This window comes from Spartinivicinus ruber, from assembly GCF_011009015.1.
In the GTDB taxonomy this organism is placed as follows: Bacteria; Pseudomonadota; Gammaproteobacteria; order Pseudomonadales; family Zooshikellaceae; genus Spartinivicinus; species Spartinivicinus ruber.
Map to the genome: position 1 here is coordinate 5,790,970 of NZ_CP048878.1, position 12,337 is coordinate 5,803,306.

Sequence of the window (12,337 nt, forward strand, 5' to 3'; positions counted from 1 at the left end):
TCCAAGTGAATATTACTATCATAACCCCCGCCTAACGTGATTTCAGCACGTCCCTCCCAATAAGCGTATTCACAACAATATAAACAATCTTGATATTTCTTATCTTCATGCCATGCTTATTGATATTTCGATTTTTTGGCTCTAATGAAATGAGTATATTAGCAGTTAAAATTTTTCACTATTTTATAATTCTTCTTATAGGTGTTTCTCTTACTACAACTTATGCTGAAGACTTTCCTTATAGAAAAGATTACCCTGACATTAAAGTAATGGAAATTGATAATTTATTTCGCTCTAAAAACAAGTGTTTAATTGTAGACGTCAGATCAAAATTAGAATATTCAGTTATTCATATAAAAAACTCTTTTCATATTCCACTAAGTAAAAATAGTTTCGAGCAGCTGGTTAGCGGCCAGCAGTCTAGCCAGAAGAAATCCTGTGTTGTTTTTTATTGTAATGGCCACACTTGCCAAAAATCTTACAAAGCAGCAAGAAAATCAACACTAACGTCCAATAACTATGCTTTTGATGCAGGAATATTTGACTGGGCACATAAATACAGTACACTAACAATTCTTTTAGGCAAACAGCTAAAGAACTCCACCCAACTGATTTCAAAAAAAGAATATTCTAAACACGAAATTTCAAAAGAAGAGGCTTTAAAGCATCAGGCAAACTTTAATATAATTGATACCAGAACCTTTTTTCAAAGAGGAGAAAAGAAACTACCGTTAAAGAATGTTAAAAGAATACCAATGCAACGGATAAGACCTCTCCTGAAAAGAAAAATGATAGCCGACGAGAACTTGCTTTTTATTGATGCTGTCGGAAAACAAAACCAGTGGTTACAGTACTATCTAAAAGAATATGGCTACAAAAACTATAAGTTTTTAAAAGGAGGAAGTTCCTCTTTTTAATCATTTAGTCAAACACTCCAGTCAAGAGGAGAAGCTGTATTAAATCGTGATATTTTTTTACTTTTATTTCCCTTAAGTTGATAGTAAGTATCTTGGTAGATTTTCCATCGGCATAAATCAATAGGGGTTACTTCAGAAGCATTAATACTCCCTACAGTACCAGCAACCTCCAGGCCTGCTCCGAGTAACTCAGAACAAAAAAACTTGCTAAAATCCTCTTTGTTGTAACCTATACCATGCATACCAAAAGGAAGGGTATCAAGCAGATCCAATGCAGACTTTATTGCTTGAGGCATATCATAGGGCTTACGTGCTCTAGCTTGGTTAAATAAGAAGTCATAAATTTTTTTTGGTTAAACTGACTTTCTCTAAGCTCCTCCTTTAAGGGTAGCCACCAAAGTTCACCATTATAATGCTCTAATCTATCACTAAATCTTGAAATCACAACGCCATTAAATCCATGTAATGAAGTTGACTCTATAATTTGGTTAAAAAATTTATCTGTTTCCTCATCAGTAATTTTTGTTTGTACAATAACCCCAACATGAGAAACTTCTGAAAGTGTAGCAAACTTTATAATTTCAGAAAAATGACCTTTCCCGCCAAATGCTATTACATCTCCTGGCTGCATTTTTGCACGCGCATCTTCATATAGAATTTGTTGTACAGACATTGTGCCCCCTAACTGTTATAGGTAGTCAATAGGTTTATGATCAATTATCGGTTCAGTTTTCTGCTTTTTTTCTGCTGGCACTCCATAACCAAATAAATACCCAACTATAGCTCCTAAAATACCAATTGCTGCGTTGTCCGTACTTGGGTTTAAAACAGCAAGAATAGTGGAAAAAGTAGCCACAATTACAATACCGGTGATCCTGATATTAAATACACCAAAATCTTTTTTCATATGATTGAAAATTTGAATAATTGCAAAAACACCAAAACCAAGTACAGATAAAACAGCAATATTTTGATTAATTTCTATCTCTCTTATAAATGCAATTAACTCATCCATGAGATAAGCTCCTTGTAAACATGAGACAACTCGAAAATCTCGATGTTCTTAGCGCTTTAGTTTTTAATAAAATGATATTACAATTTCAAAACACATTACCGTCCATGGTTTTTAGCCGTCTATTGTTTTAAATATATACTGTTTCGTTTAAAGACACCTCAATATTAGGATATTTTTTATTCGATAAAAGTTGTAATACACATGACTTATTATATTAGTAGTTCTGATCTTTTCCTGCGAAGTTCGTATTTTCAATAGTTAATATTAGTTATCACTAACACAAAGATTATTTCCTTCAAATGTGGAGTATTCAGTCACTGCTAGGGGCTTAGTCTTCTCCCCCTTGACTTCTGAGTAAAAAACAGTCAGAATTATTTTTAATTGAACAACTAATTAAATTAAAGCCGTATAAAAATTAAACTTTAGGCTTAGCTATTACTACTTCTCATCTACTGCACAACAAATACTGTCTTTTAATAGCAAACCTGCCTTAAGTCATATTTCGTAACTGGTTGAAAATACAGCCAAAGCACCAGGAAACAACTACATGCAACACTCACTGTACATCAATGGTCGTTATCAAGATGCCACTTCTGGAGAAACCTTTATTACTCGCAACCCCGCTACCGGCGAAGTATTAGCTGAAGTCCAACAAGCTTCTTTAGCCGACGTTGATAGTGCTGTGGCCGCGGCGCAAGAGGGTTTTAAGGTGTGGTCTGCAATGAGTGGTGCCGAACGTGGGCGCATTTTGATGAAAGCGGTGGCTATTTTACGGGAACGTAACGATGAGCTTGCCATGCTGGAAGTGCAGGATACTGGTAAACCTCTGCAAGAGGCGAACTGTGTCGATATCGTCACTGGCGCTGATGTGATTGAGTATTACGCAGGCTTGGCTGCTACCATTCATGGTCAGCAACAAGATTTAGGTGGCAGCAACTTCTTCTATAGCCGTCGCGAGCCTTTGGGTATATGTGCTGGTATCGGCGCCTGGAACTATCCCATTCAAATCGCTATGTGGAAATCTGGCCCAGCCCTGGCTGCCGGCAATGCCATGATCTTCAAGCCTTCAGAAGAAACCCCATTAACCGCCCTGAAACTGGCGGAAATATTTACCGAAGCCGGCTTGCCCGATGGCGTATTTAACGTTGTACAAGGTGACTACCGAGTAGGTCAAGCTCTATCACGCCATCCAGAAATAGCCAAAGTGTCGTTTACTGGTGAGTGCAGTACTGGCAAAAAAGTCATGGCTGATGCTGCAGGTTCATTAAAAGAAGTCACCATGGAGCTGGGCGGAAAATCCCCACTGATTGTTTTTGAAGATGCAGACCTAAATAACGCCGTTTCAGGAGCATTACTCGCCAATTTCTACACCCAAGGTGAAGTTTGCACTAATGGTACTCGAGTATTTGTTCACGAAAGCATTTACGACCAGTTTGTTAGCCAGGTAGCTGAACGTACCCAACGGCTGATTATTGGTGACCCCGCAAATATCAACACGCAGATTGGAGCACTGATCTCCAGCCAACACATGGAAAAAGTGCTGGGCTTTATTGAAGCTGCTAAAGCCAGCGGTGCCCAGTTAGTTTGTGGTGGTGAACGCGCCACCGAAAATGGCCTGGATCAAGGTAACTTCGTTAAACCTACTGTATTTGCTAACTGCACTGATGAAATGCCTCATGTCAAAGACGAAATCTTTGGTCCAGTTATGTCAATCCTTCGCTTTAGCGATGAACTAGAGGTTATTAAGCGAGCTAACAACACCGACTATGGCCTGGCAGCCGGTGTTTTTTCTAGCAACTTTGCCCGTGCACACCGAGTCATAGCCCAACTTCAAGCTGGTATTTGCTGGATCAATACCTGGGGTGCATCCCCTGCTGAAATGCCAGTAGGCGGCTATAAACAGTCTGGTATCGGTCGTGAAAATGGTATTGAAACCCTCAATCAATACACCCAAACCAAAAGCGTGTTTGTGGAACTGGGTGACGTCGAGTGCCCATACAGCTAAGGGGAGGCGAGTAATGAGTATAGAAACGTACGATTACATCATAGTAGGGGCTGGCTCCGCCGGTTGTGTTTTGGCAGACCGGCTAACCGAAGATGGTCGGCATAAAGTGCTGATTCTTGAAGCCGGTGGCAGCGATAAGAGCATTTTTATTCAAATGCCCACAGCCCTCTCCTACCCCATGAATACCGAAAAGTACGCCTGGCAGTTCCATACCGAGCAAGAGCCGTATTTAGATAACCGCTCGATGCACTGCCCCCGTGGCAAAGTGCTGGGGGGAAGTTCATCAATTAATGGCATGGTGTATGTGCGTGGACATGCCTGCGACTTTGACGAATGGGAAGCCCATGGTGCCAAAGGCTGGGGATATCAACACTGCCTGCCATACTTCAAAAAAGCTGAAAGCTGGTACAAAGGTAGTAATGCCTATCGAGGTGGAGATGGACCATTAGCCACCTGCAACGGCAACAATATGAAACTAAACCCGCTGTATCAGGCCTTTATTGATGCAGGAGAGCAAGCGGGCTATCCCACTACCGACGACTATAACGGCTACCGTCAGGAAGGCTTTGGCCCCATGCATATGACAGTAGATAACGGCGTACGTGCCTCCACCTCTAATGCCTATCTACGTCGCGCCTTAAAGCGCAGCAACCTGACCCTGATTAGTAATGTGGTTGCTCATAAGGTTGTTTTAGAAAGCAAACGGGCCACTGGGATTTGCTATGAGTTAAATGGCCAACTCGTTGAGGCTCATGCTAGTCAGGAAGTCATTCTAGCTGCCGGCTCAATCGGCTCACCACAATTGCTGCAACTGTCAGGCATTGGCCCAACAAAAGTATTGGAAGATGCTGGTGTAAAAGTTGTACATGAATTACCTGGAGTGGGAGAAAACCTGCAAGATCATTTAGAGGTTTACTTCCAATATCACTGCAAACAACCCATTACCCTGAACGGCAAATTGGACCTGATCAGCAAAGGCATGATTGGTACCCGCTGGATTCTGTTCAAAGACGGCTTGGGTGCCACCAATCACTTTGAGTCCTGTGCGTTTATTCGCTCCCGCGAAGGGCTGAAGTGGCCCAATATTCAGTATCACTTTCTTCCTGCCGCCATGCGCTATGACGGTGGTAAGGCAATTGATGGCCATGGTTTTCAGGTCCATGTCGGCCCGAACAAACCAGAAAGTCGTGGTCGGGTTTGGATCAAATCTGCAGACCCCAAAGCCAAACCTGGCATTTTGTTTAACTACATTAGCACTGAGCAAGACAAACAGGACTGGCGCGACTGCATTCGCCTAACCCGCGAAATCCTCAATCAACCTGCTATGGATGAATACCGCGGAGAAGAAATTCAACCTGGAGTGGATATCAGCAGCGATGAAGAAGTCGACCGCTGGGTGAAAGCCAATGTTGAAAGTGCCTATCACCCTTCCTGTACCTGCAAGATGGGTGCAGATGATGACCCAATGGCCGTGCTTGATGAGCAATGTCGAGTGCGCGGGGTTGAGTCACTCAGGGTAGTGGACTCCTCCATCTTCCCAACTATTCCAAACGGCAACCTGAATGCGCCCACTATCATGGTGGCCGAAAAAGCAGCCGATTTGATTTTGGGTAGTCAGCCACTGTCAGTCGAGCCAGTGGATATCTGGATTGATCCGGACTGGCAACAGCGCCAGCGACTTAACTCTCCTATGCGAGCAATGGCTTTAGAACATAGTCAAGAACAACAAGAAGCAATTACTGCCACAACCAATTCATAACTAAATAAGAACACGGCAGTGGACGCCTAAAAACCAAGTATTTTGGAGTGTTTTATGAACAAAAAAACCACGCTTGCACTAGCAACCAACCTAGTGCTTAGTGGGTTAACCTTACCTTTCGCCACTGCAGATGTATCTGTCAAGGTTGGCCCTACCCCTATTCCCCAAGGTAACGCCCTTGCCGCAAAAGATATCACGATTCAAAACAGCAAGCTGGCAATTGCCATCGCTGTAGAAACGGCCCCGCCCTGGGGCGTTGCCCGTGGCGGCATTATTGATGTTGCCACCGTCAAAGATGGTGTAATTAACTCTGATAAAGCTTCATTAATGGACTTTATTCCCAACAACTGGTCAAGCTGGCCAACCACTTACCAAAAAGTAACAGTGGTAAAAAATACCCCCAAAGAAGCTGTAGTCACCACTGAGAGAGACTGGGAAAGCGTTACCCTGTCCACCCGCTATAGCCTTAAATCTAATGACAACAAAGTGCATGTTGTCACCAAAATGAAAAACACCAGTAAAAAAGCCTATGACAAGCTTCTGTCTGGTTATGTGCTGTGGCCAGATGGTGGCTACTTATTTGGTGTGCCAGGGATGAAAGGCGCCAAGCAAGGCAAAGCTACCCATGCACTGACTGATTGGATGGCGGCTTACGATGAAGACTGGAGCCTTGGCCTACACGCCCCTTATTTTAATTTTATTAACTATGGCTCTCGGGATATGTATCTTTCCCATCAACTGCAACCAGGTGAAGAACGTAGTTTTGAAGGCTGGTTACAAGTTGGGCCTAATGGCGATTTATCCCCCATGGTGGCCAGTGAAATTAAATTAAAAAATCTAGCTGCTGGTACTATTCAAGGCAGTGTAACCACTGTTTCTGGAAAAGATGTAGAAAAGCCAGCAATTGTCGTAGAAAAAAATGGCCAACCTTATACTTGGGTAATTGGTGATAAAGGCAAGTATAGCCTGCGCCTACCTGCTGGAAAATATAATTTATATGCTGCAGCAAAGGGCCATGCCAACAGTACTCCAATCACTATTGAATTAAAGAAAAAACACACCGTTACCCAAAATTTTAATGATCTAAAAGCCCCTGGTGAATTGCAAGTAAATGTTAAATCCATAGCATCTGGTCAACCTTTGGATGCACGCATTACCATTGAGGAAGGTGATAAACCACTTATAAAATATTTTGGTAAAAAAACATTTTTTACTAACCTTCACCCAGCTGGACAGGCAAAAATTACAATCGCTCCTGGAAAATACAAACTAAAAGTTGCCCACGCTGAAGGTTTCCTGGCTAAAGCAAAGTACTACGATATCAGTATTAACCCAGGTGCCATTCAAAATTTAACAGCAAAAATTAGTCCACAAGCAAATCCTAATACAAGTGATTGGTATAGTGCAGACTTACATCACCATTCTGATGTATTAGATGGTTTTACTGCTCCAGAATATGTACTTCGATCACAGCTAGCCGCTGGACTTGATGTTAGTTTTTTAAGTGATCATGATACGGCGAAAAATCATTATACAATGGCAGATTTATCTCGTAGCCGTAAAGTGCCGTTTATTCCATCAATGGAAATTTCTCCCTCCTGGGGGCACTTTAATGCTTACCCACTACAACTGGGTAAACCACTGAACATTGACCCCGGCACAGCATCTGCCAAGGAAGTTCTTACTGCAGCTACTGAATTAGGTGCTATTGCTATTCAAGCTAACCATCCCATGATTGCTTATGGTTACTTTAAAAATACTGATAACAAAAAAGTACCAGGAGGTTTTAACCCTAATTTCGAGTTATTAGAAGTCAATTCAGCGGTCGAATACGACAAGACAATTAAACGTGTTTGGCAACAATGGAATAACGGCAACCGTTATTACCTTTCTGCAGGCTCTGATACTCACGATGTATGGAATGAGCAGTCAGGTAAAGTAAGAATGTACACTCAAATTAATGGCGAAGTAACTGCAGAAAGCTTCGTTAAATCCCTTAAGTCTGGCAATGCATACGCCACCTTTGGCCCATTAATTTATCCACATCAACCCTTTGGGGAAGAAATTAAAACACTTCCAGGAGCCAAAGTGCTGCTAGGCTTTGATGTGCAAGCAGTTGATGGACTTAAATCCGTCAAACTTATTGAACAGGGAAAAGTAATACAAGAAAAAACTTTTAACAACGGTCAGGAAATCACTGACGTATTATTTACAGTCAGTTCCAAACAAGACAGTTGGTATAGTTTGATAGTGGAAGATAGCAAAGGAAAGCGGGCTTTCACCAACCCGGTTTGGCTTAATGTAATCAATTTAACCGTTAGCCAAAAATAATAATTATTAAACTACCCAAAGCATTTAGGGTAGAAATCAGAGTTGCCTTAAAAATAGGCATTTTTAGGGGCAACCATATATCTAGCCAAAGCGAATGGCTTTTAGGGGCAGCCATACCATTAAGCGATAACAACAAACCCTAAAATTCATTCGCGAAGGGTATAACTATAAGGAGTATTTCCCAATGACTAGCATCCTCTCTGTCGCCATAGTAGTGACGCTAATTACCTCTGCATTTATTGTAATCAAAGCAGGTAATGTCAATTGTAAAGGTGCAATACCGAGTTCTTTATTTGCTTTTATCGCTATTTTGTTTACCTCAGGCTTAGATGTTGGGCTTATTATGTTCCCACTGACTGAGTTCCCCACTTATGCTAAGGAAGAAGCCTATCAATTTACAAATCCACTAGCTATTGAGTTTGGTTTTTGGGGTTTTTTAGTTTGGGGATTTTATTTTTTAACAACTTTCTATTTCTGTGTGATAGAGCCAAAAGTCAAGTTATTTGAAATTCCTTTTGTAAAGTTGGTTAATAATCTAGTGATTATTGGAACTTGTGCTTTTACTGGCTATCTATTTCTTTCTTATCTACCCAGCTATATCGAAGGCATTCCAGACTGGGCACGATTTAGCTTGGTTGCTGTGGTAGTAGCTATTGCTGTATTTTCCAGCACTGATATCAACTACGTCAAACTACTAAGTATTTCATCAACTTGGGTATTTTTTGCTTTAATTGCTGGCGTTATGTTTTTTGCACCAGGTTTGGGTGTAAAAGAAATGTTTGGCACTATGGCTAACATTGGTGGCTACTTTGCTAATTTAGATAAATTTGTCAGCCCAATTTCCGATTATCATCAATTTTATCTTTTCTGGTGGTTTAGCTGGAGCATTATGATCGGCCAGTTTGTCGCCCGTTTTGTTGGTGGCTTAAAAACCTGGCAGTTATGTATCGCTTTATTAGTTATCCCTTCCATCCCATTAGCTGTTTGGTTCTCCGTACTTTACTACTACCATGCTAGTGCCATTGAAATCGTACAAATCATGAAAATCGCTATGGTATTTGTTGGAGTTATTTTTGTCATTAACTCATTAGATTCATTAATCCGCTTATACACCTCCAACATGGGTATCACTGTAGAACGGTTTGGTAAAACCCGCTATATGTTGGGTAATTTTATCGCAATGTATGGCTTAATCTTAGCTTATCAATTTACACCCTTTGATATTGAGTGGGTTGGGTTACTGGTGATTGGCCTTTATGCGGTAATTTATTTCTTATTATTCAAGCAAAGAGCGCAGTTAGTGGAAGCAGTGCAACCGGCTTAAAATATTGGCTCCATATGATTTCCTAAGGGTTATTACTCTCTTTCAGAAATCCATATGGAGCCTAATTTATAATATTTCTATACCATGAGATTTAAACAAACAACAGCTGATCATTTTTTACACTCATCTTCCTATTAAATGTTTCTATCATAGTTTGTAACTTAACAAAATAATACTTAAAGTATCACCATATGATACTTTTTTATAGCTTATATTTATCAGTTGACAATCAATGAGTCATTCTAAATGATAGCTGCTTTTGAACTAGGGTATGCCTTTATCAACTATGTTTACTCGTAAAAAATGGTTTATTATCCTTGCCTTATTAACCATTGTAATTTTATATCTGGATACTGAACCAGCCTATCTACCTACAGCAATCCCAGTACCAACAAGCCAATTAAATTTACCTAAAGTAATTGCTCATAAAGGTCGTTTAGAAACATCCCTCTACCCAGCAAATTCACGAGGAGCTTTATTAGAAGTATTAGCAAGCAATGTTAATGCAATAGAGGTTGATGTCCGCATTTCTAAAGATGGCATTCCTTTTTTATTTCATGATGATCTGCTAGAGGAAAGCACTAATGATATCGGATTACCAGAATCATTTACTTGGGAAAAATTGAAAGCAATACAATATCGTAATACCCCATCAGAAAATATCATATCTTTAGAAGAGCTCTTCAAAATGGTAGACTCTCAAAAATGGATCTTTCTTGATGTAAAATCGAGAAAGATTGATAATGAAGTATTAATTAATTCAATCATTAATTTAATTAAAGAGCACTTACTTTTTGAATCAGTAATTATTGAGTCATTTAACCCATTTTTTCTAACTGCTATGAGACTAGAAGCACGTGATGTGCAACTGATGTTAGATTTTACCTTTGATTCGAATGCTATAGGAGAAGAAAGTCAGTCTCAATTCGACCAAATACCATGGCTGTTAAAACAAGCTTTCGTGCAAAAACAACTTCGCAGAATAATTCGACCAGATTATTTAGGTCCAAGATGGACCGTACCTGTAAAAGACTTAAAAAAACTAATAACCCATGGTTATCCCATAATTACTTGGACACTGGCTTCTAAAGAAACTACCCACAAGTTTTTAGAAATGGGAATAAAGAGTATTCAAACCAATAAGCCTCTACAGGTGGTTACTCAATTTAGTGTTCTACCAAATCATCTATTCGATGCAGGTGGTGTATCTGCGAAAATATCAGATGTTAGATATATACGGACTGTGTCTGACGTTTTAAATGCAATAAGAGATGCCAAACAGCAAGGTAAGAAGATAAGTGTAGGGGGCCGCCGACACTCTATGGGTGGACAAACTTTACTATCAAACTCAATCCATTTAAATATGACGGGGATGAATCAGATACATTATGATGCAGAGCATCAAGAGCTGATTGCTGGGGCAGGTGCAACATGGAAGCAAATACAGCTTCTTTTGGATAAAGAAGGCCGCTCTGTTAAAATTATGCAATCTGATAATATTTTTACTGTAGGTGGCTCTCTTAGCGTAAATGCTCATGGCTGGCAAGTAAAGCAGCCACCTGTCGTTTCATCGGTGAAATCACTTAAAATAGCCACTGCTAATGGTGAAGTTATAGAAGCTTCTCCAAACAAACACTCTGACTTATTTCGTGCAGCAATAGGAGGATATGGACAACTTGGTGTAATTTTGGAAGCGCGCCTAGAGACAGTACCAAATAGTACCCTGAAAATGTATTCTGCCTTCTTTCCTACGCATAAATTTTCTAGCCAGTATTCCCAACAAGTAAACCAAAATTCTAATGTAGAACTCGCCTACGGTCGATTATCAGTTGCTAAGGATTATTTATTTAATGAAGCAGAGCTGGTTTGGTTTGAGCGAGTCAATATGTCATCAGATCAAAAACTTGAGCCCGAATCACTTATTGCACTTAAAAGAGCTATATTTAGACAGTCACAATATTCAGAAATGGGCAAAGAGCTACGCTGGACTTCAGAAAAATTATATACAACTTCATTAGGTAAATTTACACAAATGTCTAGAAATACAGCAATGAATGCTGATATTCATGTGCTTTGGCCTTTAAAAAATGGGACGCAGGATATTTTACAAGAGTATTTTATTCCTAAACCTGCTTTAGATTTATTTCTAAAAACTTTTGAAAAAAGAGTGTCAGAGCATTCTGTTAATTTGTTGAATGTTACCATTCGAGAAGTACTGGCAGACAAATTATCTTTGCTCAGTTACGCTCAGAAAGACAGCTTTGCATTAGTTTGTTTTTTTAACTACAAGCCAACCAAAAAAGAAGAAGAAAAGATGAAAATATTCACTCAAACAGTCATCCAGGATGTTCTAAATCTAGGAGGCTCTTTTTACTTACCCTATAGAAAAAATTATACCGACAATCAATTAAAGCAGGCTTATCCAAGGCTAAACAACTGGATAAAAGTAAAACACCAGTGGGACCCTGATACACTGTGGATGAGTCAGTTTGGTGAAAGACTCACAAATCTAGAGTAATAACTAAAATGTTGGCTTTGTCTTACATTTACCTAATTATCAAGACTCGTTAACTTAGCTCTATTCTTAATGCAGTTTTCAAATAGGTCTTGATAAAGTTTGGCTTTATTAGATACTAATTTCCTATCAACTAAAAAAATTTCCTTAATTTATTGAATATAACCAGTAGATTTATTAACATTTATATTTTGTGAAAACTCGTCGTATTAGAGTCAACGAAACATCAAGAGAAGATTATCAAACAACTAAATATAAGATAAAAATTCATTGCTATACCCTTTCAATTAAATAAGCCAAACTGGCCACAACAACGTAATATTTATTGCAACTTCAAACTTCCAGCAATACATTTCATGAGGCTTAGGAATAAAAATAATATATTTTAAATAGCTCGCTTATCTAACTCCACTGACTACAGTTAGTAAGATATATTTTTTAAATACATAAATCTACCTCTTACAATAAGTA

9 protein-coding genes are annotated in these 12,337 nt (G+C 39.5%); 6 read left to right on the top strand and 3 right to left on the bottom strand.

Annotated elements, in window-relative coordinates:
- Positions 1-149: 149 nt before the first annotated feature.
- Entirely contained in the window at positions 150-917 is a 768-nt protein-coding gene (locus tag G4Y78_RS26060; protein ID WP_163835893.1) for a rhodanese-like domain-containing protein, read from the top strand.
- An 8-nt stretch (positions 918-925) separates the two neighbouring features.
- Here G4Y78_RS26060 and G4Y78_RS30880 read toward each other — a convergent pair whose 3' ends face one another.
- From G4Y78_RS30880 to G4Y78_RS26070, 3 genes are read right to left on the bottom strand one after another with little or no spacing between them, the layout of a single operon-like run.
- Positions 926-1,213, bottom strand: coding sequence for a hypothetical protein (locus G4Y78_RS30880; RefSeq protein WP_222937587.1), 288 nt, complete (start codon positions 1,211-1,213; stop codon positions 926-928).
- Positions 1,198-1,590, bottom strand: a complete 393-nt coding sequence (locus tag G4Y78_RS30885; RefSeq protein ID WP_222937588.1) for a hypothetical protein — start codon at positions 1,588-1,590, stop codon at positions 1,198-1,200. The genes G4Y78_RS30880 and G4Y78_RS30885 overlap by 16 nt, the downstream gene beginning before the upstream one ends.
- Before the next feature lie 15 nt (positions 1,591-1,605).
- Positions 1,606-1,932: a hypothetical protein gene (locus G4Y78_RS26070; RefSeq protein ID WP_163835894.1), complete on the bottom strand. Its 327-nt coding sequence runs from the start codon at positions 1,930-1,932 to the stop codon at positions 1,606-1,608.
- Between the two features lie 547 nt (positions 1,933-2,479).
- Between G4Y78_RS26070 and betB the strand changes: the two genes are divergently transcribed.
- The 5 genes from betB to G4Y78_RS26095 all read left to right on the top strand — a co-directional run bounded on the left by betB (position 2,480) and on the right by G4Y78_RS26095 (position 11,869).
- On the top strand, positions 2,480-3,937 hold the full coding sequence (gene betB / locus G4Y78_RS26075) for a betaine-aldehyde dehydrogenase (protein ID WP_163835895.1): 1,458 nt from the start codon (positions 2,480-2,482) through the stop codon (positions 3,935-3,937).
- A 13-nt stretch (positions 3,938-3,950) separates the two neighbouring features.
- Positions 3,951-5,696 carry a choline dehydrogenase gene (gene betA, locus G4Y78_RS26080; RefSeq protein WP_163835896.1) on the top strand — a complete coding sequence of 582 codons (1,746 nt, stop codon included), beginning with the start codon at positions 3,951-3,953 and terminating at the stop codon, positions 5,694-5,696.
- A 54-nt stretch (positions 5,697-5,750) separates the two neighbouring features.
- Positions 5,751-8,027, top strand: a complete 2,277-nt coding sequence (locus G4Y78_RS26085) for a CehA/McbA family metallohydrolase (protein ID WP_163835897.1) — start codon at positions 5,751-5,753, stop codon at positions 8,025-8,027.
- Between the two features lie 184 nt (positions 8,028-8,211).
- Positions 8,212-9,351 (top strand): BCCT family transporter, encoded by a 1,140-nt coding sequence (locus G4Y78_RS26090; RefSeq protein ID WP_163835898.1) that lies wholly within the window; start codon positions 8,212-8,214, stop codon positions 9,349-9,351.
- Positions 9,352-9,637: 286 nt separating this feature from the next.
- Positions 9,638-11,869 (top strand): FAD-binding protein, encoded by a 2,232-nt coding sequence (locus G4Y78_RS26095; protein ID WP_163835899.1) that lies wholly within the window; start codon positions 9,638-9,640, stop codon positions 11,867-11,869.
- Positions 11,870-12,337 lie beyond the last annotated feature (468 nt).